Here is a 24735-nt window from a genome sequence, read left to right on the forward strand (position 1 = left end):
TTGTTTTTAAGACTCCCTACCCCTAATCTTTTCCCTGGCTTTTCTCGTTACGGGATGCCCGTTAGCCGTGACTAGCTACGCTTCCTTTTTGAAATCCCAGGGCAATCCCAGAAAATCCATGGCATTGCGTTGTGTGGCGAGGTCCGTCTCGCTGGTTGGATTAAAGGCTTCAGGAGTCAATTGGATGAGTATCCCGTCGCAGAAGTGTTCAACCTTGTAGGCCGGTATCTCCATGCAATGCGCCACCCCCCCAAAAGTGTCCGCCATTTGTGTGTTGAAGTAGTGAAACCAATTGATGATGACTGGACGCTTGCTAACACCTTTCCGGCCTTGATCATAAGCTCTGTCACTAAATCTCAGTGTTTCCAAATTGTCGGAGTGACTTATCTCAGCCACTGTTGGACGACAACTTTCAATGCAGCGACGGAAATACGACAGATCCGGTACGGGATCGGTGGCATGGAAATCGACCCACATGAAATCCCAGACGTATTCGCTTGATCCAGTGGAAGCGCTAATCATTATTGGATAAGAACCCTCTACTGGACCTAGCGTTATAATTCCACCTGGGGAGGACGGACGAATTCGCCCTTCCTCGTCCAAATAGCGACTCACTGTCTTGGTGCTGACCTCAAATACTTCATCGCGACCGGTACGCCAGTTGGTTACACGGAATGCCTGTTGCATCAAGCCGAGGAACGAAGCAACTTCCTCAACTCGCAGGTTAGCCTCCGGAGGGAATCTCATGCTGAATTTGTAGCGGTTTAACATTTAGAGAGGTTAGAATGTTGGATCGTACGGGATGATAGTTATCTGATCACCTAATTCGCCAAGCACATTACGAAATGAGCTCATATCCTGTCGTCGAACGTGCCATACCAAGGGAAGTCCGTACTTTCGGGCAACGCCGACTTGCCTGGGAGGAAGAAAGGGGACAGGTCCATATCTAGCCTATATGGACCTGTCCCCTTTGTTCTCCCCAACCATATCAGTTTTTGTACCATAGCATTTCAAGTTTGCTTACCGAATGACCTTCATCCTGGCTTCCGTCCCCTTGATATTAGCCAGCCCCCACTCGGCGACGGCTGAAAGCACGGGCACAAGCGACCGGCCCTTCTTGGTCAATCGATAAGCCTCCCAACCCGGTTTCTGGGGCGCGGGAAATTTCTCGGCGATGCCGTTTTCGACTAGCCGATTCAGACGGTCGGTCAAAATGTTGGTCGCGATCTTTTCGGGGGAAGCGATGAACTCGCGGAATTGAGATTTGCCGCAGGCCATGTCGCGAATGACGAGCAACGTCCATTTGTCGCCGATCAAGTCGAGCGTACAGGCCACAGGACACGGCGAACGTTTCTTCGCGGCAGACATGGAACTCGCGAATTTTGGGATCAAAGAATCGTCTGTTGACATTCTAACAATTCACTTGCACAATGCAATTATATTACTTGCAATTTGCAACTTAATAAGTGGCGAAGAAAATGAGCCGTCTCCAAGAACATCCCACCGTCGTGGCCCATCGAGAAAAATCGGTGGCCCCGCTGCCGACACGATTGGACGGCTCTGAGTTGCGGGCATTATGCCTCGACGCCGGCGCTGATGACGTTGGCTTTGTTTCCCTCGATCGGCCGGAACTTGATGATCAGCGCCGCGATATTCTCAGCGCCTTTCCAAGTGCGCGATCTCTGATCAGTTTCGTCTGTCGGATGAACCGAGAACCTATTCGCAGCGTGGCGCGGTCGGTGGCCAACGCCGAGTTTCACCAAAGCACGGATCGAGTGAATGAAGTCGCCCGCGAGATTGTTCGCCGGCTCGAAGACCGTGGCCTGCGGGCCATGAATCCCACCGCGGGATTTCCCATGGAGATGAGCAAGTTTCCTGGCAAAATCTGGGTTGTCTCTCACAAGCCCGTGGCCGTCGCGGCGGGCTTGGGACAGATGGGCATTCATCGCAACGTGATTCACCCACGCTTTGGCAATTTTATCTTACTGGGCACGGTTCTCTTGGGCGTTGAGATCGACGAAGAAAGCCATCCCATCGACTACAACCCTTGCTTGACGTGCAAGTTATGCGTGGCCGCCTGTCCCGTGGGTGCTATCAAACCCGATGGTCGCTTTGATCCCAGCGCCTGCCTGACGCACAATTATCGTGAGTTCATGCAAGGCTTCACCGATTTCACAGAAAATATCGCCGCGAGCCGCAGTGCGTTAGACTTACGCACGCGCGTTACCGATCAAGAAACCGCCTCGATGTGGCAAAGCCTCAGCTTCGGTGCCAACTACAAAGCGGCATATTGCCTGGCTGTGTGCCCCGCGGGTTCAGATGTCATTGGTCCTTATCTGAGCGATTCCGTTAAGTTTATGACGGAAACACTCAAACCACTTCAGCAAAAAGAAGAAACCCTCTACGTTGTGGCCAATTCCGACGCCGAAGAGCATGCGGCTCGCCTGTTTCCTCACAAACATCTCAAACGGGTTAATGGCGTGCGGCCCGCCTCCATTGCGGGATTCATCGACCGCATGGATATCGCCTTTCAAGCGGGCAAATCTAAAGGCCTCGATGCCGTCTATCATTTCAAATTCACGGGCGCGGAAACGGCTTCGGCCACCGTGATCATTAAAAACGAACGGCTTCACGTTGCGCGCGGACTGTCCGGCCAAGCGGATTGCGAAATCATCGCTGATGCCGCCACCTGGCTAGGGTTTTTGCGCAAGGAAAAGAACCTAGTTTGGGCGATTTTACGCCGCAAGGTTCGAGTCAAAGGCAAATTATCTCTGCTGAAAGCTTTTGGCAAATGCTTCCCTAGTTAAGCTTTCAACGAATCCTTTTACGCTCTCAAACTACTGCGGCGGCACCGTGGGACCACTCGTTGCTGCCGCTGGCGAACCCTTCGGCTTATCCAGCCGCACCAGCAGCCATTCCTGCGTTGTGCCATCGGCAAAATGCACCAGCGCCGGCGCGGTGTCTTGCGTCAGGTTACCTATGCCGGTTTCCATGATCGGTCGGGTTTCGCCCACCAAGGTCCACGCCGCGCGTTGCGATTGCTTATCGACCATCCCTTCGACTTCTTTCACCGTATCGGCAGTCGTGTTCTGCAGTGAACCCGAAATGATCCCTTGCTTGCTGACCGCGAGTTGCAGGTACAAACTCGGGTCAACACCTTCCGCCGATTCATCGGCCGGCGTAATCGCAAACACACCTAGCGGCATCCAATCCTCGGGAGCCGGCTCGGCATCCTCTGGAATCGACGTGGCAATCTGCTGGGCTTGATAGGCATATTCGTCCGCGGTCGCGACGGGTTGATCACCGTAATAGACCGTGTCGTTCTGGTAATAAACGTTGTTGCCGTAGTTGTAGTAAATCGGCTCGGACCATCCCCAGCTTGGGAACCAAGTTGTCATGGCTGGCCAAGTCGACCAACCCCACCAGTTGATGCCGGGAGCATAGTTCCAGCGCCAATTGTTTCCGGCCCACCAATTCGGACGGAACCAATTATTGACGCCATGCCAGTTGTTGTTCCAGTGGTTGTGCCAATGATTGTTAACGTTGGTCCAATGATTGTTCCGCCACCCGTTCCATTGATTCCAATCGGGCCGATGATCGGGACGGTTGTGTGCCCAATCGCCGCCACCCGGTCTGCCGGGACGGTTTCCCTCTCCAGGACGACCTGGACGATCTCCATCACCGGGTCTTCCTGGTCTGTCGCCATCCCCAGGTCGACCGGGGCGATCTCCGCCACCGGGTCTTCCCGGTCGATCACCATCGCCAGGTCTTCCGGGGCGGTCGCCGTCTCCTGGGCGACCGGGCCGATCACCACCGCCCCCGGGTCTGCCGGGACGATCACCATCTTCACCACCAGGGCGCCCTGGGCGATCTCCACCACCTCCCGGACGACCGGGCCGGTCTCCACCTTCACCCCCTGGCCTGCCTGGTCGGTCTCCACCTTCACCCCCTGGCCTGCCTGGTCGGTCACCGCCTTCACCCCCTGGCCGTCCAGGTCTGTCTCCGCCTCCAGGACGACCGGGCCGCTCACCATCGCCGCCACCCGGTCTTCCCGGACGATCGCCGGTTCCGCCCCCAGGTCTGCCGGGACGATCACCACCGCCGGGCAATGATGGCCGTGTTATATCACCGGGCCGACCTCCGCCGGGACGACCACCACCAGCGAAATCACCTTCGCCCGGTCTACCCGGACGAGAGCCACCACCGGGTGCAGGCCGCGTCGACGGACGACCTCCGCCAGCCATGCCCCCTTCCGAGGGAAACGGACGCGGCAAGTTGTTCAAAAAATCATTCGCAGCACCACCGGAAGGACGACCACCAGCATAGCTACCCCCAGGGCGGGTCGACCCGCCGGGGCGATTCGATGGAAAACCACCAGGACGGCCGCTGATGTCCAGAAAATTATCGAGTTGTCCCTGAGAAGGGCGACCGCCAGTTCCCGGGCGAGTTGATCCGCCGGGGCGTGTCGCACCACCGGGACGCCCTGTGCCCCCGGCGAAATCAGGTCTGTTCATGCCGCCGCCAGCAGGACGACCTGTGCTCGGTCGATTGTTCGGCGTCGGCAAGGTGCCGAGTGATGGTCGGTTGCCTTGGGGACGATTAATATTTCCTGGGTTTGGTCGGGATCCACCACCACCGGGTCGCGAACCGCCGCCACCAACATTTCCGCCACCAATATTTCCACTGGGACGACCACCACCGCCTGCCCCCCCCATCGAAGGTCGACCGCCACCACCGCCGCCGGGCATCGGACGCGAAACATTCGGGCGCGACGAAGGCATGCTCATCGAAGGCGTACGACCCGCGCTTGGACGCGAACCTCCACCGCCACCTCCCATCGATGGCCGGCCACCACCGCCGCCACCTCCCATGTGCATTCCCCCTCCACCACCGCGTCCGCCACCTCCGCCTCCGCCGCCACCACCCCCGCGGCCACCGCGTGCCCAGAGGTCTCCTGAGCACAACATCGCGACGGCCAACATCGACAGAGCGAACAACGTGTATTTTTTCATCTGGGCACCTTTGATAGGTCATCCTGAAGGACGAGTTGGAATTCAGTTCTCTTCCGCAGCTTCGCGCACGATCAACACTTCATCGACATTGGGCTGCAGTTCGCCGTCGGCGACGCGGTTGATCGATTGCCACGTATAAGAGTGGTCATCGATTTTCTTAAGAAGATTTGTCGCCGAGGTCTTACGGCCATCAGGCAGGGATCCGGTCGATTCAATGGTCCAGTTGTCGCCATCGGCGGTCCACACCCCTTCGCCGAACCCGCCGTTGGAATCAAATACCCACGAGCGAATCTGATTGTTCGCGGCATCCCACCCGACGATTTGCATCCCCGACAATTCCACCCCATCGCGTGTGACCATGGTGAACGAACGTGTCATGAAATTCTTATTACGGGTCCATTCGCAATCCGTTTCAATCACCGTATTCTCGTCTTGGTCAATCCACGTGCCGACCATCCACTCGAGCGATTTAAGATGTTCATAGTTCGAGAGGGGCGGCAACGGGATTTCTTCTTCCGACACGCGGTCCAACACCCATTGGCCGTCGCGCTTCATATGGACGGCCGTGTAGGTCGTTTCCTCGGCGGGATGATCAGAGTAGGTCACCACGGCAGCACCTTTTTCAATTGCGACATTGGGCGAGACGAAATCAATCGACTCAACCGTCACGGCCAATTTGGCATCTTCTTCGCCAGCAAAGATTTCATCGAACAGCTGTTTGATCGCATCGCGGCCCATCACCCCTTCACCCGTACGTGGGTCGGTGTAAATCGCTTCCGGCGACCACATGTTGGCCATCGTTTGCGTATCGCGGCGATTGTAGGATTCGACGTATTTATCGATGTTTGATCGGATTGTCGCTTCGTCGGGACTCACAGCAACGTCTGTCGAAGCTTGAACTGCAGGTGCTGCTGGTTCCGCAATCGGCGCCCTTGCCGCGGCAGTTGTGGTTTGTGCATCTGTTACCGCCGAGCACCAACAGAAACAAACCACTATTATCATGAACTGACCAAGGAATTTCATGGAATGCCCTTTCATGGCGACCAGATTGTTAGGCGGAACCGCGTTCCTAAGCACCACGGTTCGATAAACAGATAAGCATCGTTCGTAGTGACGCGGTTCCCTCTTGGGTGCTGATTTTATCGCGTTCCACTCGTGAATACTAGCATATCCCTTGAAATGGCGAGTTCTTTCAGTAGAAGCAATCGTGATGGCGCTAACAACTAACATTCAAAGAAACGAATGCTTGACTTTCGCAAGTTAGTCGTTGTCGGGAGCTTCGCCTTCAGCAATCGCATAGGCCGTGGCGTGGCTGCGGCAATGCGAGATGCTGATGTGCATCGTGCGAATGCCGCTTTGCTCAAAAACTTCACGCGCCCCGCCACAAAGAGCAATGATCGGAGCGCCGCCATGTTTGTGCCGCACTTCAATATCGCGCCAACTGATCCCCTTGCGCCAACCCGTGCCCAACGCCTTGAGCACCGCTTCCTTTGCCGCCCAACGGCCTGCGTAATGCTGCGTGGATGATTTCTTGGTCGAGCAATATTGAATCTCATGCTCCGTATAAACCCGGCGAATAAACAACTCACCGTGCCGCTCAATCATCTGCGCAATCCGCAGACATTCAATGATGTCGGTGCCAATACCAATAATTTGTAACGCCATAAAAAACTCATTTCTAAACCGCTCATGAACGCTAATTATCGCTGAAAGAGAACTAATTATTAGCGACTATTTGCGAAGATCAGCGGTTCAGAATTAATATCCCTTCAATCCACAAGCCTGCTGCGCACGGACCAAAACTTCAGCCGCTTTCTTACGAGCCTTCATTGCTCCTGCCGCCAGGATGTCGCGCACGTCATCCGGTCGCTTTTCCCAATCGGTCCTTCGCGCGCGGGCATCGGCGAAATACGCTTCCGCCGCTTCGGCCAGCTTCTTCTTTACGTCGCCGTAACCAAAACCACCCTTAGCATACAACTCTGCCATTTCGTTACGATCCGTTTCCGTCGCCACCAACGAGTAAAGCATATACAGCACGTCGTTCGTCGGATCTTTCGGATCTTCCATCGGCCGCGAATCGGTCGCGATCCTCATGATCAGCTTCTTTTGAGCCTTGGCATCATCGAATACGGCCAGCGTATTGTTATAACTCTTCGACATCTTTTCGCCGTCGGTCCCCGGCACGCGCGCCGAGCTATCAAGCACCTTCGCCTTGGGCAGCACAAACACGTCGCCGTACTGATGGTTGAAACTCCCAGCGATATCACGGCAAACTTCGATATGCTGCACCTGATCTTCACCCACCGGCACGGTGTCGCTGTCGTAGGCCAGAATGTCGGCCGCCTGCAAAACAGGATATGTGAACAGCCCCGTATCGGCCGGCAATCCCTTGGCTTTCTTATCTTTGTAAGCGTGGCAACGCTCAAGCAATCCCATCGGCGTCCCCGTGAGCAGGATCCAACAAAGTTCGCTCACCTCAGGGACATCGGATTGAATAAACAGCACGGCCTTGTTGGGATCGAGCCCCAACGCCAACAAGTCCATCGCCGCATCCAGTGAATACTGCTTGAGCAATTCCTTATCACGCACCGTGGTGAGCGCATGCAGATTCGCAATGAAGTAAAACGCCTGCTCGGCATCTTGGAGAGCGATGTATTGAACGATGGCCCCAAAATAATTGCCCCAATGAGGCCGGCCCGTCGGTTGAATTCCGCTAAGAACACGCATTTTGCTTTTGATCTTGTAATGAATGGAATCTGTAAATAATCCTAGCCGCAGGCGGAAGCCAACGGTTGCCTCATCTCAACCGCTGCTTCCGCCTGCGGCTAAGAACTTGTCTTCAACGACCCAACAACTTCCCGAACGCTCACCGCGCCCAGTTCCGCCAGCGCGCTCGGCAAGGCGTCGAGCACTTGTATCGACGCCGTTGGATTGTAAAAGTTCACGGTCCCCAATTGAACCGCGGTTGCCCCCGCAATTAAAAACTCCATGACGTCGTCGCAGTTCGCGATTCCGCCGATGCCAATGATCGGCGTCTCCACGGCTCGGGCCGCTTGATACACGGCCCGCAAGGCAATCGGCTTTATCGCCGGGCCGCTCAAGCCCCCAATGATATTGCCCAGCATCGGCCGCTGTCGCCGCCAATCGATGGCCATCCCCTGGCACGTGTTGATGAGCGAAATCGCATCCGCCCCCCCTGCCGCCGCCGCTTTGGCCATCTCGGCAATACTCGTCACGTTGGGGGTGAGCTTGGCGATGATGGGGTGCGCGCAATTCTCGCGGCAGGCGGCCACCACCCGCTCGCACATCGTTGTGTCGGTGCCAAAATCCACCCCGCCGCTCACGTTGGGGCACGAGATGTTCAGCTCCACGGCAGCGACCGCTTGATGCGGCGACAATTGCGCCGCCATCTCGACGAATTCTTCTTGCATGCGACCGGCGATGCTCACGATGATCGCGGTCCGTTGCTCGGCGAGATAAGGCAAATGATGGGCGATGAAGGCGTCGATGCCGTCGTTATCAAGCCCGATCGAATTGAGCATCCCCGCGGGAGTTTCAATCGTCCGCCAGGGCGAGTTGCCTTTTCGCAAGAGCTTGGTGATCGTCTTGGGGACAATCCCACCCAACCGCGAGAGATCAACCAGCGATTGCATCTCGCGGGCATAACCAAAAGTGCCCGATGCCACGAGAATCGGATTGGCGAGTTTCAGCCGACCAAGTTCGACACGAAGATCAAGCTTCGCAGCGGGAGGTGAGACATTGGATTCAACGAACGATGCGGACATGAAGGCGTCAGATGCGGGCATTGGCGACTGAGATTTTGTTCTCGCCAATGTACACACATTGGGGGGCAGTTCACAACTTGCCCCCGGCTGCGTCCGATTTGTGCGCGAACCGGTTGCGCAGCCACCTTCCATGTGGTTTCGTGAAGCGAACCGACGGACTAGATAATTCCGCCGTGAACGCTATGCGGCGTCAGATGCGAAGGTTGATCCAGGAACCAAATCCGTTCCCATTCATCAAGCAACGAACGCAAGTTTTCAGATGAGTAAATCAACTGTTGCGCACGCCGTGCCGGGTCTGCCGAATAGATCGGCAGCAGGCAGCCGGTATTCCCGGCCAGCACGCAGACAGTCGCCATCGTTAAGAGCCATTTACGCATTGGCGCAGCTCCTCCTTGAGCATCGAAGCGTTCAGCGGCGCACGCTGCCGAACAACTTCATCAATTTGGCAGAGCTCTTGGTACCAACCGGCACTGAGCTTCCTGCCGTTCCCGCAAAAAAGTTGAAAAGTCCAAAACACAGATAAGCATTCGACGTTCACTCTCCGGGGCGTGTTGTCGCGGGGGACGAAACCCGCCTGACACCGCCGGAAATTGACCGTCTGGTAGAAAAGTCGCGGAAGAATAGCGAGCGGCTCACTTTGCGCCGAGAGCAGATTGGCGCGGCCGCAGTGATTTGATTTGGGGTGCTATCGCGGACTGAATCTCGCGAAGCAATTGCCAGTGAAGGGCACTCAATTTTGCTGTCGAGGACAGCAACTCATTGTTGTTCGTAAGCAGGCCGTTCTTGACTGGGCTGCTCGAAACTGGGCTGCTCGAAAGTTGGCTGTTGTTGAGCCGGTGGCTCATAACTGGCTTTTTCGTAACTTGTTGGGGCAGAATGGTTTTCATGCGGAGTGCTGTCAGGCTCTGGACCTGAGGCAGCTCGATGGGCCGCTTCCGCGGCGGCATTGGCTTGGCGTTCCAATTCATGGACCCGCTCTTCCATTTCCTTACCCGGCTTGAACGTCACCACAAACTTTTCTGGGACAAAGACTTTCTCACCTGTGCGGGGATTACGTGCCTTACGAGCGGCTCGTCGTTTGACCTCGAAGACGCCGAAATTGCGGAGCTCAATCCGCTTTTCGTCCACCAGCGTTTCGACAATTGCGTCGAATGTCTTCTGGACGATTTCCTTCGTCTTCAATTGCGTGAGACCGATCTCTTCTGAAATGGTCTTTACAATCTCTTTTTTGGTCACGACGAGTCCCCTGTACGATGCCTGGTGAGGTGCCAGCGATAGCCGACTAGTGCCTACGCCGAAAACCAACAAAGTGCCTTACGCCAGATGAGGTAACTTAGACAAGCGAACTTCGTCCGCTCGTTCCAAGTGTAATTGGCGCAAGAGTTAGTGTCAAGGTAATCGCAAATCGTCAAACGACTTACGGCGCGCGACCAGACCGTGAAAAGGCCTCAAAATCCCGTTGGGAACTCGATAAATTGTCAAAGAACAGACCCAACTACGGGCTGCGGAAGAACTCCCCAAAACGCCCAAACTTGCCGTCTTGCAACGGCTGGCGATATCGAGAGGACTACCTGTGACATTGATCGACCTCACAGCCGGCAAACTTGAACTAACCGCTACAGATTCCCAAATTTGTAATTTCCGCCCGTTAGCCGGCATCGTCCCGATGCCGTGAATCGTGTGAACGCGAATCGCTCACACATTAAAAATCGCCGCCTGCTCTTGGATATGCTCCAGCTGATAGAGCTTCCCCTTACCACTACCGGGGCACGACTCGCAGGTCTCGGCCCAGGTCTCGGGGCTGCGAAGGTTGGAATTCCAGAAAGGCCAAGTCCGGCATTGCCGTGGCCGTTGCTCGTAGACCTGACATTTGCGCGTTTTGGTGTCGAAAAACACGCAATCACCGTTTTTGTACTCCACCAGGCTCCGCCGCACGCCGATCTGGCGGACGTACTTCTTCTCGAACTTGGCCGACTCCATACCCAGACGTTCGGCCAAGGCGTCGATCTCCACCTGATTGACCCACACATAGCCAGGCGCGCCGGTGCAGCAATCACCGCAACCCGTGCATTTGAATTTCAAACCGTCTTTGTACCAAGGTTCCGGGGCGGGCGTTTGCTTATTGGCGGCTTTGGCCATGTTCGTCATCCGTGAGTAAAGAATCAGTCTAAAGTGCGGAGCTGGCGGCTTGAGCGATCGCCATCAAGGCAATTTCAATCTCCTCGGTGGTTGTCGACCAACCAGGGCTCAACCGCACCGTGCCCCCGGTGGGCAAAGTCCCTAGCGCGGCATGCATCCGCGGCGCACAATGCAACCCTGCCCGACACTCGATGCCGGTCGACATCTCCAGCACCGCAGCAAACTCCTGGGGATCATAACCTTTCACGGTGAAGCTGACCACACTCGTGCGAGATTTTGCCGTCCGCGGTCCGTGAATCGTCACGCCGTCAATCGCGTCGAGTCCGTTAAGTAAACGCCCGGCGAGCTCGCGATGATGCTCGTGAATCTTCTCGAAGCCATAGTCGCGATGAAATTCCATCGCCGCAGCCAAGCCCACAATTCCAGGAACATTGAGATTCCCCGCCTCAAACTTATGCGGCAACTCATTGGGCTGACGGTCATTCTCGCTGGATGTTCCCGTCCCGCCAAAACGAAACGGTATCATTTCTTTCGCGGCACGTTCCGACAAACATAACACGCCTGTTCCCAGCGGAGCCAACAAACCTTTGTGCCCCGGCGCGGCAATCACGTCGGCCTGGCATTCTTTGAAACTGAGCGGCACTTCGCCCAGCGTTTGCGCGGCGTCAATCAAGTAATACGCACCATGCTCGCGAGCGATCTGGCCGATCTCGCCAATCGGCTGAATCGCGCCGGTCACGTTCGAGGCATGCACCACCGCCACGAGCCGCGTGTTCGGCTGCAACATTCGCCGAACGTCGTCCGGTGAAACGAAACCTTCGCCATCGCACGGCACATAGCTAACTTTCACGCCCAGGGTGTCGCTCAAATAATGCAGAGGCCGCAACACGGAATTGTGTTCGCAAACCGTCGTCACCACGTGATCGCCCGCACGCACCAAACCTAAGACGGCCGTGTTGAGCGAATCGGTTCCGCTGTTGGTAAAAATCACACGGTTGGGTTCATCCATGCCCAATAAATCGGAGACTTCCCGGCGCGCTCGCGCGACCAATCGCAACACTTCTTCTGCGGCACGCGAAGAGCCCCGCCCACTCGGTGCGCCGTTCTCACGCTGATAACGGTCCACCGCATCATAAACCACGGTCGGCTTCGGCCAACTCGTCGCGGCGTTATCGAGATAGATACGCTTCTGCACGATAGATCATCCACCAATTTGATACATGGCCCGCGCGGGCTTGACGAAATCTGCCTCACCCACGCCATGCGCCGGTTGCTTGTGCCACACGCAATCGCGAATCAATTGGGCTAACTCTTCGTCGCTGCCACCGCTGCGCAGCAGCTCACGCGCATCCCATTCCACGGTCGAAAACAAGCAATTGCGAATCTCACCCTCCGCAGTGAGTCGCAGACGATTGCAGTCGCTGCAAAACGGATGACTCACGGGATTGATGAAGCCAATCGAGCCTTTGCCATCGGCAAAATGAAAATCGACGGCAGGCTGGCTCAAATCCGCTCGCTTGCTCGGCACGAGCGGGCAAAACTCCGCTTCCAGCATTTGCCGAATTTCGTCGCATGTAAGCACCTGCTGTTGCTGCCACTGATTCTCGGCATCAAGCGGCATGAACTCGATGAACCGCAGTTCAAACGCGTGAGTTCGCGCGAACTCGGCCAGCGGCACAATTTCTTGTTCCGTTAGTCCCCGAATGGCCACCGCGTTGAGACGGATATTCTCAAACCCCGCTTCTCGTGCCGCAAAAATTCCATCGAGCACGCGCTGTAACCCAGCACGTCGCGAAATTTTCTGAAACGTCGCCTCGGAAAGGGCATCTAGGCTCACGTTCAAGCGTTGTAACCCTGCCGTCTTAAGTGGTGCGGCTTGTTCGTTGAGCAAAATGCCATTTGTGGTCAGTGCCAAATCCTCAAGCCCCTCAATCGCAGCCACCCGCTCGACCAACTTCGGCAGTTCACTCCGCACGAGCGGTTCGCCCCCCGTGAGTCGCAATTCTTTGATCCCCAGCGACACTGCCACACGCACGAATAGCTCGATCTCTTCGAAGGTGAGCAACTCCTCGCGTGGCCGAAACACCACATTCTCGGCGGGCATGCAGTAGAAGCAGCGAATATTACAACGATCCGTCACGCTCACCCGCAGGCTCGTATGCACGCGCCCCAAGCGATCCACCAGCGGTCCGCTGGTTGGCATGTCCGTCGTCGTTTTGGAAATCTTGCTGATCATTTCGTCGGATGCACCCATTCGCTGCTGCCGTCGGCCCAGTGTTCCTGCTTCCAGATCGGCACGCTCTCTTTAAGCGTATCGATGAGCCACTCCCCCGCTTCGAACGCGGCTTTGCGATGCGGACTTGCCACCACGATGGCCACGCTCGCTTCGCCGAGTGGCACAACGCCCAGCCGATGCACGATCAGACACTCCACAAGCCCCCAACGCTCGCGGGCCGTCGCTTCCAAAGTTGCCAACTCCTTCGCGGCCATCTCTTCGTAGGCATCGTAAACAAGTTCCGTCGTTTCCCGTCCCGCCGTGTGTTGGCGCGTGCAACCCAGAAACAACAGCACAGCCCCCGCCGCAGGCGATTGCGCACTCCGCACCATCAAATCAGCATCAATCGGTGAGTGCGTCAGTTGAATCATTCGAATTGTCTTAGCCGCGATTCAACGAATCGCCGGTCTTCCACTTCTAACCACCACTCACCGGCGGAATACACGCCACTTCGCTCACGCTCGAAATGACCGAATCATCATTCGCATAGGTCGCATCAATCGCGAACATCGCCCTACGAATCAAATCCGCCAGTTGCGGATAATCCGTCATCAGCTGGCCGCGTAAACTGGCGATCGTTGCTTCATCCGGCACTTCAACGTCCACACTCGGCCCCACCGCGTCTCGCGCCGCCGCGAACATCTTGACGGTCACTCTCATGTTACCACCAGGTCTTTGCCGGGGCTATTAATGAGCGTGCGCAGCTCGGGCATCAAGCCATACGCCAGCGCGACAATCTTCACCGGGTGAATCGTGGGCTTCGAGGTGCTTTGTTCCATCTGCACCTTGCACGTGCTGCACTCGGTCGTCCCCGCGACGAAACTCCCCGTCCGCACGGCGGTGATCAACGGCAAACCAGCCCGCAAGCTGCGGCGGTAATTTTCGCGTTGGAATCCATACATGCCCGCCATGCCGCTACAGCCTTTTTCAATCCGTTCGACTTTGAGTCCCGGAATCAACCGCAGCAAACTTTCCGCGGGCGTGCCGATTTCCAGCGCCTTCGTGTGGCAAGGCGTGTGATACCCGAGCGACGTGTTGAGCTGCCCGAAATTCAGCTGCAAATTGCCGCGCTGATGCAACCGCCACAAATAATGACACGCTTCGAGGGCGTTCTCGGCAATCATCTCGGCATCATGATCCCCCGGCAGCAACTGCGGATACTCATGCGTGAGTGCCAACACCGCCGAAGGCTCGGTCGCCACGATGGTGTACCCTTGCCGCACCGCTTCGGCGAGAATCGCCACATTATGCTCCGCGATTCCTCGGGCCTTGCTCACCAAGCCCCGCGCGATCATCGGCATCGCCGCCTGCATTTGATTCTCGGGAACGTAAACCGGAATGCAATTGTGCTCAAGCACCGCCAAAAATGCTTCGGCCAGCTGCGGATCGCAATAGTTCGCGTACGTGTCGACGAAGTACAGCACCTTTTCGACGCTGCTTCGCTCCGGGCGATTCAGACGTTTCTGTGCGGCTTGTTGCAAAAACGACTTCCGCCGAAACCGCGGCAACTTGCGACTCTGGGGAATGCCGACCAATTTTTCAATCAACCAGCGCGCCCCACGATTCGCCACAGCCCAATTTGCTACGCGAGAATAACGCGAAGCATAGCGGCACATTGTATCAACGCGTGCCATGAACCAACCGTAGAGCGTTTCGCCATTGGTGGCCGTGTAAAGCGCCTTAGCTTCGACCATCAACCGCGGAATATCCACATTCGCCGGACATTCCAAACGGCACATGTGGCAATGCACGCACAAGTCGGCGATTTCTTTGAACTCTTCATCCAGCACGCTCCCCTGCGGCAGGGCCCCGGTAAGCAATCCACGCGCAAGATTCGCCTTCGCTCGCGGCGATGCTTCTTCGCGCGGCGAATAGCGATTGATCGGGCACATCCGCGTCTCGGGTGAAAGCGTGCGGCACACACCGCAGCCGTTGCACACCCGTGCCGCGTGGGCCATCTCTTCCGGTTGCCAGGCGAGTTGCAGTTGAATCGTCGGCGGTTCGTTCTTTTCTTTGGGCGACTTTACCTCGGCCTCGGCTTGCAGGTTTTCCAGCACGGGATAATGCACGTGCCGCAGATGATTGGTCATCGACACCACGTCGTTGGCCACAATCTTGTTGGGATTCAGCAGATTCTGCGGGTCAAACAATTGCTTGACCTCATGAAACGCCGTCATGAGCGGGCCAAACTGCCGCAGCACATACGGCGTGCGGCTCAAGCCATCGCCATGCTCACCGCTGATCGTGCCGCGAACCTTCCAAACCTCTTCGTAAATCTGATCGGCAATCAAATCCATCTTGGCAATGTCGGCAGCGCTCGAAATATCGAGAAATGGTCGAAAGTGCAACTGCCCATGGCTGGCATGCGCGAACAACGACGCAGTCACCTGTTCCTGCTTGAATATGTGCTGCACGCGCGGCAGGAAATTGGGCAATTCCGCTGGCGGAATCGCAATGTCTTCCACAAACGGCAATGGACGTGTCTGCCCTTTCAAGCGATAAAGCGTCGGCGTGTAATGGCGAGCGAGTTGCCATAGCAGTTCATGATCGAGCCAATCCGCCGCAACGTAAGAACCAAATGCCAGCTTAGCTTTGTCTTGCACAAAGGTCACAACGTCGGCCAGCTTGCCTTGCACCTCGTCGGTCGATTCCCCTTGAAACTCCACCAATAGCACCGCTTCGGCTTCTTGAGGAATCAAGAATTCGTAGCGCGGGTCCATCTCGCGCGCGAGACTCAAGTGCCGGCGATCCATCAGGTCGCACGCACTCGGTTTGAGCGGCAGAAGTTCTACCGTGGCCAGCGACGCTTTATCAATCGAATCGAAGAACAACAACAAACTGCACGCGTCCACCGGCAAGGGAAGCGTTCCCAAGGTCACCGCCGTGATCAGCCCCAGCGTCCCCTCGCTGCCGACAAACAACCGCGACAAATGCAGCGGCTTGCCAAACGCATCCACGTCGTGCAGGTCGTCCAGTCGATAGCCACTGCTATTCACCAAGCTCTGGGGATAGCCGTTCTTAATTTCCTCGGCGTGCCGCATGCAAATATCATCGACGGCCAGCACATAGCGATCGACGCCGATATGGCCTTTCGTATTGAGCAATTCGTGCGTGCCAAATTCCAGCACCTCGCCATCGGCCATCACAACTTGCAATGACTGAACATGCCGCCGAGTTGATCCCACCACCGGCCAATGACTTCCCGACGCATCGAGCGCAACCATTCCCCCCACGGTGGTGACTTGAGCCGTCGCAGGATCGGGTCCGATATAACGTCCTTGCGGTTGAAGTACGCGGTTGAGTTCGTCGAGCACGACCCCCGCTTCGACACGCACGCTCTCTTCGCCAACCTCCAGTACTTTCCGCATGAAGCGTGAGAAGTCGATGACTAAGCCGCGACCAAGCGATCCACCAGCGAGTCCCGAGCCGCTCCCACGCGCGTGAAGGGGAATCTCCCTCGCGGCCGCATACTTCACAGTCGCCACAACGTCGTCGACGCCACGGGGGCGCACCACGCCCAGCGGAGGAATCTCATAAATGCTCGCGTCGCTGGCAAAGAGTTGCACGAACAGGTCGTCGCAGTGAACATCGCCCACAATCTGCCCACGCAGATCATCTTCGATGCGCTGTTGTTCTGCATCCATAGGTCATCATGCCCAATGTTCAGAGCGACTGCTTCAAAACGGTTTCATCAGGACGACTGATTGGCAGCCGTCGCGCGCTCAGCCGATTGCAGCCGAGCGTTCAATTGCCGATGTTTTTCGTGCGTTTCCAAATCGAACAGACCGTGGGAATCCATCTCCGCCACGCCTCGATACTGTGCCTGGCAGCGGTAGCACATCAGCGCGTCCCCCACGAGCGTGTAAAGCAACACGTCGATCAAGGCCGTGGCGAACAAAATTCCAAACGTCCACAACAAATGAGCGTGGTACCAGGCGATGGAGCTGCCAATGATCCCCACGGCCACGATCAGCACACCCAGCCGCTGCGGAAAATCCTTACGTACAAACAAATCGGTGCTCGGACAAACCAAACAACGTTGCACCCGGTCGCCGTCAACTGCATCCTGGGGCACGGCCAATTCCTGCCCACAGGCGTTGCACTTCAAATGCCGGGTGTCGGCAGCAAAATGGGTCCGCGTCCCCTCGTGACAAGCCGGGCATGCATAAGTGACGTTCACGTGAATCTTTCAATTGGGTCATTAGCCGCTTGCGGCTTAGCGCGTAACACTCACCATTATTATAGCGGGAACAGCGACTCGCGAGACAGTAGCAACGCCATGGTTTCGCCGACGAATGTGCCAATCACGGCCACATAAAGAATGCCCGTAGCGCTCTGCGTGTTGGGAATTTTGAGCGTCTCCCACGCCATCAAAGCCAGAATCGCGACCCCCACGATCCCAAACAACCATCGCAATAACAGAAATAACCACCACTGCGTCGTGATCTCATTGGCATAAGTCAGCTCGCCCCACACGCCCAGCGTCGAAAAAATCGCCTGTAGCACTACCGCCACACCCATCGCGATAATGAGTCGCCGCAGCGGCACAAGCTCCATCGTCGGCGTGTTCAAATACCAGTGGCCCAACAGCATCGCGGCCATCGTCATGCCGAGCAGAAGGCCGGAGGTGATCACAGATCCAGCTGTTAAACTCGCAGACGGATCGATCATACTTCTGATGCGCTGTTCCGATTCAGTAATCAGTTCGCTCGTGCCATTGCTCGTCACCGTGTCAGGTTCTGCCGAAACGATGTACCGCAGTAGCAAGTTGTCGTCTTTGCTCCGTTGCTCATGCAAGCCAATTTCTTGAACAAGCGCGCCACCCGCGGCTGAGAGCGTCACCAGAATTAAAAACACTTTTCCCGCGACCGGCTTTTCGTACAACCAGCACACCGACCCCACATAGCTCGCGACCGCCGCGCCGACGGCGTACCACAGCACGTCCCGCGCGACGTAATAGCTCACCATCGCCGCGAGCGTCGTGAGCCCCAGCGTCACGTAAAGATGATTGCGAAAATACCCGCTCGTGACCTTCTTCGACGAAGTGATCGCCATCCCCGCGGCCAAACCGAACGACAGCCGCAGCAGAAATTGGATGAGGAGATTCATGATGACAAGCCGTGTTGCAACGCAACACACGGCGCTAAGTTATACACCTAAGTTCGATCACCATAAATCAACGTCATCACTTCCGAACGGCTCGACAGATTCGACCGGAACAAACCTTTCATCGCCGAAGTCACGCAGACGCTCCCCGGTTTGCGAATCCCGCGAATGCTCATGCACGAGTGCGAAGCCTCGATCACTACGGCCACCCCCTTCACGTCGAGTTCGGAAATCAACAAGTCGGCGATCTCCTCAGTCATGCGCTCCTGCACCTGCGGACGATGCGAAACGACTTCCACCACCCGGGCCAATTTGCTCAGCCCCACGACCTTGCCGTTGGGCACGTAACCAATGTGCGCCTTGCCGATGAACGGCAACATGTGATGCTCGCACATGCTGTTGAAGGAGATATCCTTCACGAGCACCATCTCGTCGTACTTCTCGGTGAAGAACTTTTGCAGGTGAATCCGAGGATCAGCATGCAAGCCGCTAAACAATTCGGCATACATGCGGGCCACCCGCGCGGGAGTTTCCTGCAATCCTTCGCGGTCGGGGTCCTCTCCCACAGCGGCAAGGATTTCACGCACCGCTTTCTCGATCCGCGGCAAATCGACCGGCGTGGGCTCGGAGGGTTTTTCGTCGTCGGCACAACTCATGGCATATTACTCGGGAAAATCGAAGGATTAGCAAACCTTCGATGGTACGCCCCGAGTATCGCCATCGTCAACCACTCGCCCTTAGCGCCGGAGCTCGCTCCGTAATGTTTACCAACTCTTCTGCACGCTCCCCGACCCCACATGGAACGCAGCCCGGTCGTTCACCTGGGCATCATAGTTCGCCTGAGCCGACCAGCCGCGTCCCAAGTAGCAATTCAGACCGGTACCAACCAAAGCCCAATCCCGGCCCATGTTGAGCCCCTCGGCAATGAACGATGAACCACCCACTGGGGCGAACGTCGCCACCACCGGCGAGTTCACGTCCAGAAACTCATGAACCCACACCGCCCGGAATTCCGGCGTGATCTTCGCCCGGCTGGGAACAGTGCGCACTTGCGTCCGCACACCCACCAAGCTCCGCAACGAATCGTCGTCGAGACCGTCGACACTCAGATTCGCAGCCCCGGCACCAGTTTCGGTGAATCCATTCTGCCGCACGTGCACATATTGCAGTGCTGCGAAAGGCTGGGTACTGAAACGCTCCGTCTCATGCAAAATGAAGCCCCGTTCTAGATAGGCAAATCCTTGCCAGCCGTCATAGTCGCCTTGGGCGGTCAGGTTCAAACCGCCCGCGTTGATATAGCGTTCGCTCTCGTAACCATCAAACTGAAAACCGCTGATCACCGTGTAGTAATGAATATCATTGAGCCCGGTGAGGTAAGCACCGATCTGCCCGCCGGTAATATCATTCGTGCCACTGGCGTTGGTGGTCTGTAAACCAGTACCCACATAACCTCCGTAGAGGCCAATCCGGTGGTTGGCATTCCAGTAGGCATCGAAGCCCACGATGGCACCACCCATTCCGTAATCGAGACTCCCCGCGTTGCCGTCGGAGTCGGCATGACCACCCAACCCATAGCCCACGGCCCACGTCGTGCGGCTCCGTGAGGGAGCCCGGCTGAACGACATCGAACCGTCAGGCTGATAACTCACCTGCACGATTTCAGCTTCGCTCAATTTACTCACGGTATCTTCTTGAGCCCAGCCATCGTAGTTTGCACCGTTGCGGAACGATTGCGGCTGAAGTTGCTGGGCGATCGTATGCAGAATCAACGTGGTATTCTGCACGCCCATTTGCTGAGTCGTGCCATAGATATCGCCACTCATTTGCTCGAGCGCGGCTCGCACCTGACTGTTGCTCATCATCTGCAAATCATCGATCAGGGCTTGGAAGGCGCCTGTGGCACCCTGAGAATTATCATCGAGATACTTGCCCACGGCTTTCTGGTTGACCGTTTGGCCTATCGCTTCAAAATCGGTGCTGTCGGCAATCAGAGTGAAATAAGCACTTGTCGAAGTGTAGCCCAGCTGTGCCGTGAAGAACGCTAAGTCGTCGGATATAGAATCAAACGTGCCCGTGATCGATCCCGCGGTCAAAAATGTGTATTGCGTGCCGCCGGTATAAGTTCCAGGCGCCGCATATACCGCGACCGCTCCAGCCAAGTCGGCCGCACCAGTCACAGCCAATAAGTCGTTATTCGTACCTGCAACGTTGCCACCATCGTTGATCTCAACGGCAATGGTTCCCGCGTTCGATTGCGTGTAACCATTCGTCACATTCAGCGTGCCGATCGAGTTGCCGGGGGCGACCCAATTGTTATTGATTAAACTACCAATCGTGCCCGTGCCGCCCACGATGCCGCTGTTATCGGATGTCACCTCACTGGTAACGCTGCCGTTGATGATCAAATCACCCGCGTTGGCTGCCGTAGTGCCGGTGTAATTATTGGTGCCGCTAAGAATCAATGTGCCCGTGCCTGTCTTTTGTAAACCACCCGCCCCGGAAATCTGGTCGGCGTAAGTCACACTGTTCGTGCCCGTGATTTCGACGTTCGCCGTCACGCCCGTGTGGACATACATGCCGGCCCCTGCGGTGGTACCACCGGTGCCCCCTGCTCCACCAGCGCCCGCGGTAACAGAATTATTGGCGACCTCCGAGTTGATGATCGTCAGCGTTCCCCCCTGGCGAACAAACACCGCGCCACCGTAACCACTGCCCCCTGAGCCACCTACGTTATTAGTGCCGCCATTGCCGGCACCAAAACCTCCGGTCCCACCGGGAACAGACGACGAGGTGCTACCGCCGCCACCGCCGCCAAACCCACCGTCGCCACCATCTCCCTGACTAAAATCACCTAAACTGGCGCCACCACCACCGCCAAAATCACCACCATTTCCCCCGGCAGGATTGCCTGTATCGCCGACACCACCACCGCCGCCACCTCCGAACAATCCGCCGTTGCCACCCGCGCCACCCGAGGTAGTGTTAAATCCCGAACCAAAGCCATCTGATCCACCGCCGCCGCCGCCACCACCGATACCTCCATTGCCGCCGTCGCCGCCATCGCCGCCATCTCCCGTGTCAAAATTAGCACCGCCTAACCCACCACCGCCGCCACCACCCAACAGCGGCGATTGACCGTCGCCGCCATCCCCTGCGGGGGCAGGCGTAAAACTTGTTGTCCCCATCGCTCCACCTGATGCCCCGGAACTTCCATTCCCGCCGGCGTTGCCAGCGTTTCCGCCGTTAAGAATTCCACCACCACCTGCGCCGCCATTGGCCGCCGCGCCACCATTGCCCGTGATACCACCACCGGCACCGCCGCCATTGCTGCCGTTGGAACCATTTCCGAACAAACCGCCGCCGCCACCACCGCCGTTGGCACCGCTGCCACCGTTAGCGCCAAAACCGCCTCCGCCGCCGCCGCCGTTGGCAGTTCCCCCATTACCGCCGTTGCCACCCTCGGCCTCGTTGCTGTCGAAGTTCACATTGTTGAGCGTCACATTGGCACCGCTGTTCACAAACAGCGCGCCACCCGCCCCCAAACCACCACCACCACCACCGCTGCCGCTGCCCGCGTCGCCACCTTCGGCGAGGCCATTCTCAAGATTGAAATTCAGCAGCGTCACGTTCCCCGCCACGACAAAGAGCAATCGATGTTGATCCCCACCGTCCAGTGTGGCGCCAAAGCCGTTGATCACCACAGTCATTCCGGTGGCATCGATATGGGGCAGACTTCCCGTCATGGAAATCCCATTAATGCTGTCGTCGACGGTAATCGAATGACTCCCAGGACCGGCGGCGTTGAGTTGATCGATGGCCCACCGCATCGTGCCAGGACTGCCGTCGTCAGCGGAGCTATTCACAGCAAAGTCCGCCGCGGGGGCAACATTCGGGGCCAATCCACCCAGAAACAGCGCTGCGCCTAATCCAAACGAGCCAATAGTCTGCCAAGCCGCATAGCGCGCGCGTATTTTGATCCCGAAGCCCATGGATAATGCCCTCCCTGTCCATGCGTGTGCGTCGAACTGAGTCCAGACGATGCGAAATCAGCTTGCGTAACAATCCTTTGTTCGCAAGTTGCTGCACCATAATCCTGGCTGCCGGAATGCGTAAGCAATGCATCGCCAGCACAAGAAAGTATCGACGACTGGTTCTGAGACTATCAGCCATTCAGCTCCCCCCAGAGAGCTGGAAATACTGATAGCACTGACAAGACCCTTACAACCCGCACAAGTAGAAATTCGGGTATGGAAATGTGCGCGCGATCCAGGTTAGCCGGCAGCGTCCCGCTGCCGAGAAATTCGCTTAATTCGCGCTAAAAGGCGGCAGTTTCTTAAATCGCTGCAGCGGCAACCGTTGTGGCGAATTCCCCTTCGCTGAGTCAAGGGCTGAGAGCAACATCGTCGCCCGGCGATCAATATCACACTCCCCTAACAGGTCCCGTTTCTCATCAAAATCCATCGGCAACGCGAAACTCACCAAGTCGGTCAGCACCCCCAGCGGGATCTCGGTCGCCAGCAACTCCTGCAGCGCGGCATCCGCCGACTTGCCGTTGGGCAAGAAATCTTGGAACTGTTTGGTCAGCGCCGCTTGCAACCCAGGGCGACGTTCGTCGTTGGTCTTCTTACAGAAATCATCGAGCAACGTCACTTCGGCTTCGCGGTAGCTCTTCGTCGCCGGAAGTTCGCGATCAATGCGAATCCGCCGCATCCCTAACAGCAGAATGTTGTACTCGCCTTTGCCAGTCCGCTGATAGGTGACCACTTTGCCCAAGCAAGCATACGGCAACACGGGAGGCCGGCCTTCGTAGTCGGCTTCCCAGCCCGGTGCCAACATGCTCATCGCGATCAGGCCATCGCTGTTGAGCGCGTCGTTCAGCAACGCGCGATAACGCGGCTCGAACACGTGCAGCGGCTGCATCACGTGCGGAAACATGATCAGATCCGGCAGCGGGAATAACCGCACCACACCCTTGAAGCGTGTCTCGTCAAAAATCAAATCTTCAGCATTCCAGGGAACCATCTTTGTCTTAACTCCCCATCTCTTGTTCAAACGTCGCTCGAGGCGGGCTGCAAATGAATCTCAGGAATCAAATCGGGCACAATCTCAATCCGCGGGAACTCTTCCTCGTTCACCAGCACTTCGGCAAAGCACTGTTCGTACTGTGCGAGAAACGCCGCCAAATCGAGTCCTTCGTACAAAGGCAAATACTCAGTCAAATAACCGAGACTCGAATGATACACCTTCTTGGCGCCGCGAATGTTGCCGTTGCCAAAATGATGCAGGGCGACGGCCACTTGAATCAAGCCCTGATAAAATTTGCGGGCCGGGCCACGATACTCGGTCCACAGTTCTTCCCACGTCTCGTGCGCTTCAAAAAAGTCGCAGACGTTAAAATGCTCAATCCCCGCCAAGTAGAGCGGATCATAAGGCTCAGCTTCAGTGCCCATGAATTTGGAGCCCAACTGTGTTCTCAATCCGATTTGGTAAATCAATGCCACAGGGATTATAGTCAGCTGGTTCCCGCGGGGCCAACCACTGCCACAAACACCTCGGTCCTTGACACGTTTGCCGCCCTCGCCACAATGACCAGCAGATTCACGCCGCCGGACACTCCTACCTCTGCCCGTCATGCCCTCGAAACGCACTTCTCCGGCAAAAACAGCTTTAACAAAAGCATCGCCCACCAAAAAAGCCGCGCCGAAAAAGTCCGCCGTCAAAAAACCGTCGGTCCCTTCGCCGGAACTCAAGAAGCACACCGCGAAGATCATCGCGCAGCTCAAAAAGGATTTCCCCGACGCTGATTGCGCATTGGTTCATCAAACGCCCTTTCAATTGCTGATCGCGACGATTCTTTCGGCTCAATGCACCGACGAGCGGGTCAACATCGTCTGCAAAGACCTGTTCAAAAAATATAAGCAACCCGCCGATTTCGCCGCCGCGCCACTCCCCGAGATCGAACAGGCGGTCAAAAGCACAGGCTTCTATCGCAACAAGGCCAAGAACATCAAAGCCTGCAGCGCCGAGCTGGTCGACAAATACAAAGGCAAGGTTCCCAAGGATCTCGACGCCCTCGTTCAACTCGCCGGTGTCGGTCGCAAGACGGCCAACGTCGTTCTTGGCACGGCGTATGGAATTCCTACCGGAGTGGTGGTCGACACCCACGTGGGCCGGTTAAGCTTACGCATGGGGCTGACCACAAACACCGATGCGGTGAAGGTCGAGCAAGACCTGATGCAACTCGTGCCGCAGGACGAATGGATCGGCTTCTCGCACCGCATGATCCTCCACGGCCGCAAGACCTGCCAAGCCAGAAAACCTGATTGCCCGAATTGCACGCTGCAAAAGATTTGCCCAAAAATCGGCGTTGTTGTTAAGTCATGATTCCCTGACCACTGACCTCCAACCTCTAGCCTCG

General features: G+C 56.7%; 23 protein-coding genes. 2 read left to right on the forward strand and 21 right to left on the reverse strand.

Annotated elements, in window-relative coordinates:
- Positions 1 to 75: 75 nt before the first annotated feature.
- Both AC6T8Q_RS08660 and AC6T8Q_RS08665 read right to left on the reverse strand, forming a co-directional pair.
- Entirely contained in the window at positions 76 to 747 is a 672-nt protein-coding gene (locus tag AC6T8Q_RS08660) for a hypothetical protein (RefSeq protein WP_500678695.1), read from the reverse strand.
- Positions 748 to 1020: 273 nt separating this feature from the next.
- Positions 1021 to 1368, reverse strand: a complete 348-nt coding sequence (locus AC6T8Q_RS08665; protein WP_500678696.1) for a winged helix-turn-helix transcriptional regulator — start codon at positions 1366 to 1368, stop codon at positions 1021 to 1023.
- A gap of 110 nt (positions 1369 to 1478) precedes the next feature.
- Between AC6T8Q_RS08665 and AC6T8Q_RS08670 the strand changes: the two genes are divergently transcribed.
- The gene (locus AC6T8Q_RS08670) at positions 1479 to 2807 is read left to right on the forward strand and encodes an SCP2 sterol-binding domain-containing protein (RefSeq protein WP_500678697.1); all 1329 of its coding nucleotides are present in this window, start codon (positions 1479 to 1481) and stop codon (positions 2805 to 2807) included.
- 30 nt (positions 2808 to 2837) lie between these two features.
- Here the strand turns inward: AC6T8Q_RS08670 and AC6T8Q_RS08675 are convergent, their stop codons facing one another.
- The 19 genes from AC6T8Q_RS08675 to AC6T8Q_RS08765 all read right to left on the reverse strand — a co-directional run bounded on the left by AC6T8Q_RS08675 (position 2838) and on the right by AC6T8Q_RS08765 (position 23767).
- A complete protein-coding gene (locus tag AC6T8Q_RS08675; protein ID WP_500678698.1) occupies positions 2838 to 5012 on the reverse strand; it encodes a mu-protocadherin- cell-suface protein in 2175 nt (724 codons plus the stop codon).
- A gap of 42 nt (positions 5013 to 5054) precedes the next feature.
- On the reverse strand, positions 5055 to 6050 hold the full coding sequence (locus tag AC6T8Q_RS08680) for a YybH family protein (RefSeq protein WP_500678699.1): 996 nt from the start codon (positions 6048 to 6050) through the stop codon (positions 5055 to 5057).
- A 222-nt stretch (positions 6051 to 6272) separates the two neighbouring features.
- Positions 6273 to 6677: a holo-ACP synthase gene (gene acpS / locus AC6T8Q_RS08685; protein WP_500678700.1), complete on the reverse strand. Its 405-nt coding sequence runs from the start codon at positions 6675 to 6677 to the stop codon at positions 6273 to 6275.
- Between the two features lie 93 nt (positions 6678 to 6770).
- Positions 6771 to 7739, reverse strand: coding sequence for a tryptophan--tRNA ligase (trpS, locus tag AC6T8Q_RS08690; RefSeq protein ID WP_500678701.1), 969 nt, complete (start codon positions 7737 to 7739; stop codon positions 6771 to 6773).
- 98 nt (positions 7740 to 7837) lie between these two features.
- On the reverse strand, positions 7838 to 8797 hold the full coding sequence (locus AC6T8Q_RS08695; RefSeq protein ID WP_500678702.1) for a dihydroorotate dehydrogenase: 960 nt from the start codon (positions 8795 to 8797) through the stop codon (positions 7838 to 7840).
- Between the two features lie 158 nt (positions 8798 to 8955).
- A complete protein-coding gene (locus AC6T8Q_RS08700; protein ID WP_500678703.1) occupies positions 8956 to 9174 on the reverse strand; it encodes a hypothetical protein in 219 nt (72 codons plus the stop codon).
- 379 nt (positions 9175 to 9553) lie between these two features.
- Positions 9554 to 10033, reverse strand: a complete 480-nt coding sequence (locus tag AC6T8Q_RS08705; protein WP_500678704.1) for an HU family DNA-binding protein — start codon at positions 10031 to 10033, stop codon at positions 9554 to 9556.
- A 459-nt stretch (positions 10034 to 10492) separates the two neighbouring features.
- A complete protein-coding gene (locus tag AC6T8Q_RS08710; protein ID WP_496918954.1) occupies positions 10493 to 10936 on the reverse strand; it encodes a YkgJ family cysteine cluster protein in 444 nt (147 codons plus the stop codon).
- 28 nt (positions 10937 to 10964) lie between these two features.
- Entirely contained in the window at positions 10965 to 12131 is a 1167-nt protein-coding gene (locus tag AC6T8Q_RS08715) for an aminotransferase class V-fold PLP-dependent enzyme (protein WP_500678705.1), read from the reverse strand.
- 6 nt (positions 12132 to 12137) lie between these two features.
- A complete protein-coding gene (gene moaA, locus AC6T8Q_RS08720; RefSeq protein WP_500678706.1) occupies positions 12138 to 13190 on the reverse strand; it encodes a GTP 3',8-cyclase MoaA in 1053 nt (350 codons plus the stop codon).
- Entirely contained in the window at positions 13169 to 13582 is a 414-nt protein-coding gene (locus AC6T8Q_RS08725; RefSeq protein ID WP_500678707.1) for a molybdenum cofactor biosynthesis protein MoaE, read from the reverse strand. Before AC6T8Q_RS08725 ends, moaA begins: the two co-directional genes overlap by 22 nt.
- Positions 13583 to 13628: 46 nt before the next feature.
- Positions 13629 to 13871: a MoaD/ThiS family protein gene (locus AC6T8Q_RS08730; RefSeq protein WP_500678708.1), complete on the reverse strand. Its 243-nt coding sequence runs from the start codon at positions 13869 to 13871 to the stop codon at positions 13629 to 13631.
- Positions 13868 to 16855 carry an anaerobic glycerol-3-phosphate dehydrogenase subunit C gene (locus AC6T8Q_RS08735; RefSeq protein WP_500678709.1) on the reverse strand — a complete coding sequence of 996 codons (2988 nt, stop codon included), beginning with the start codon at positions 16853 to 16855 and terminating at the stop codon, positions 13868 to 13870. The genes AC6T8Q_RS08730 and AC6T8Q_RS08735 overlap by 4 nt, the downstream gene beginning before the upstream one ends.
- 47 nt (positions 16856 to 16902) lie before the next feature.
- Complete coding sequence (locus AC6T8Q_RS08740) at positions 16903 to 17391, reverse strand: hypothetical protein (RefSeq protein WP_500678710.1); 489 nt, start codon at positions 17389 to 17391, stop codon at positions 16903 to 16905.
- Positions 17392 to 17450: 59 nt separating this feature from the next.
- Positions 17451 to 18320 (reverse strand): hypothetical protein, encoded by an 870-nt coding sequence (locus AC6T8Q_RS08745; RefSeq protein WP_500678711.1) that lies wholly within the window; start codon positions 18318 to 18320, stop codon positions 17451 to 17453.
- 47 nt (positions 18321 to 18367) lie between these two features.
- Positions 18368 to 18973, reverse strand: coding sequence for a GTP cyclohydrolase I FolE (gene folE, locus AC6T8Q_RS08750; RefSeq protein WP_496918962.1), 606 nt, complete (start codon positions 18971 to 18973; stop codon positions 18368 to 18370).
- Positions 18974 to 19081: 108 nt separating this feature from the next.
- On the reverse strand, positions 19082 to 22306 hold the full coding sequence (locus AC6T8Q_RS08755; protein ID WP_500678712.1) for an autotransporter family protein: 3225 nt from the start codon (positions 22304 to 22306) through the stop codon (positions 19082 to 19084).
- Between the two features lie 316 nt (positions 22307 to 22622).
- A complete protein-coding gene (locus tag AC6T8Q_RS08760; protein WP_500678713.1) occupies positions 22623 to 23339 on the reverse strand; it encodes an LON peptidase substrate-binding domain-containing protein in 717 nt (238 codons plus the stop codon).
- Between the two features lie 26 nt (positions 23340 to 23365).
- Positions 23366 to 23767: a DUF309 domain-containing protein gene (locus AC6T8Q_RS08765; protein ID WP_500678714.1), complete on the reverse strand. Its 402-nt coding sequence runs from the start codon at positions 23765 to 23767 to the stop codon at positions 23366 to 23368.
- Between the two features lie 181 nt (positions 23768 to 23948).
- Here AC6T8Q_RS08765 and nth point away from each other — a divergent pair, with 181 nt between their 5' ends.
- Positions 23949 to 24701 carry an endonuclease III gene (gene nth, locus AC6T8Q_RS08770; RefSeq protein WP_500678715.1) on the forward strand — a complete coding sequence of 251 codons (753 nt, stop codon included), beginning with the start codon at positions 23949 to 23951 and terminating at the stop codon, positions 24699 to 24701.
- The last annotated feature ends 34 nt before the right edge of the window (positions 24702 to 24735 follow it).

Origin of the sequence: Bythopirellula sp., assembly GCF_041737835.1 — a bacterium.
GTDB lineage: Bacteria > Planctomycetota > Planctomycetia > Pirellulales > Lacipirellulaceae > Bythopirellula.

What these genes read in the sequence shown, in the direction of transcription:
- acpS (WP_500678700.1), bottom strand. Translation starts at nt 6,677, where the DNA reads ATGGCGTTACAAATTATTGGTATTGGCACCGACATCATTGAATGTCTG.
- AC6T8Q_RS08755 (WP_500678712.1), bottom strand. Translation starts at nt 22,306, where the DNA reads ATGGGCTTCGGGATCAAAATACGCGCGCGCTATGCGGCTTGGCAGACT.
- trpS (WP_500678701.1), bottom strand. Translation starts at nt 7,739, where the DNA reads ATGCGTGTTCTTAGCGGAATTCAACCGACGGGCCGGCCTCATTGGGGC.
- AC6T8Q_RS08680 (WP_500678699.1), bottom strand. Translation starts at nt 6,050, where the DNA reads ATGAAAGGGCATTCCATGAAATTCCTTGGTCAGTTCATGATAATAGTG.
- AC6T8Q_RS08665 (WP_500678696.1), bottom strand. Translation starts at nt 1,368, where the DNA reads ATGTCTGCCGCGAAGAAACGTTCGCCGTGTCCTGTGGCCTGTACGCTC.
- AC6T8Q_RS08730 (WP_500678708.1), bottom strand. Translation starts at nt 13,871, where the DNA reads ATGAGAGTGACCGTCAAGATGTTCGCGGCGGCGCGAGACGCGGTGGGG.
- moaA (WP_500678706.1), bottom strand. Translation starts at nt 13,190, where the DNA reads ATGGGTGCATCCGACGAAATGATCAGCAAGATTTCCAAAACGACGACG.
- AC6T8Q_RS08735 (WP_500678709.1), bottom strand. Translation starts at nt 16,855, where the DNA reads ATGGATGCAGAACAACAGCGCATCGAAGATGATCTGCGTGGGCAGATT.
- AC6T8Q_RS08710 (WP_496918954.1), bottom strand. Translation starts at nt 10,936, where the DNA reads ATGGCCAAAGCCGCCAATAAGCAAACGCCCGCCCCGGAACCTTGGTAC.
- AC6T8Q_RS08695 (WP_500678702.1), bottom strand. Translation starts at nt 8,797, where the DNA reads ATGTCCGCATCGTTCGTTGAATCCAATGTCTCACCTCCCGCTGCGAAG.
- AC6T8Q_RS08675 (WP_500678698.1), bottom strand. Translation starts at nt 5,012, where the DNA reads ATGAAAAAATACACGTTGTTCGCTCTGTCGATGTTGGCCGTCGCGATG.
- folE (WP_496918962.1), bottom strand. Translation starts at nt 18,973, where the DNA reads ATGAGTTGTGCCGACGACGAAAAACCCTCCGAGCCCACGCCGGTCGAT.
- AC6T8Q_RS08670 (WP_500678697.1), top strand. Translation starts at nt 1,479, where the DNA reads ATGAGCCGTCTCCAAGAACATCCCACCGTCGTGGCCCATCGAGAAAAA.
- AC6T8Q_RS08700 (WP_500678703.1), bottom strand. Translation starts at nt 9,174, where the DNA reads ATGCGTAAATGGCTCTTAACGATGGCGACTGTCTGCGTGCTGGCCGGG.
- nth (WP_500678715.1), top strand. Translation starts at nt 23,949, where the DNA reads ATGCCCTCGAAACGCACTTCTCCGGCAAAAACAGCTTTAACAAAAGCA.
- AC6T8Q_RS08760 (WP_500678713.1), bottom strand. Translation starts at nt 23,339, where the DNA reads ATGGTTCCCTGGAATGCTGAAGATTTGATTTTTGACGAGACACGCTTC.
- AC6T8Q_RS08725 (WP_500678707.1), bottom strand. Translation starts at nt 13,582, where the DNA reads ATGATTCAACTGACGCACTCACCGATTGATGCTGATTTGATGGTGCGG.
- AC6T8Q_RS08660 (WP_500678695.1), bottom strand. Translation starts at nt 747, where the DNA reads ATGAGATTCCCTCCGGAGGCTAACCTGCGAGTTGAGGAAGTTGCTTCG.
- AC6T8Q_RS08765 (WP_500678714.1), bottom strand. Translation starts at nt 23,767, where the DNA reads ATGGGCACTGAAGCTGAGCCTTATGATCCGCTCTACTTGGCGGGGATT.
- AC6T8Q_RS08745 (WP_500678711.1), bottom strand. Translation starts at nt 18,320, where the DNA reads ATGAATCTCCTCATCCAATTTCTGCTGCGGCTGTCGTTCGGTTTGGCC.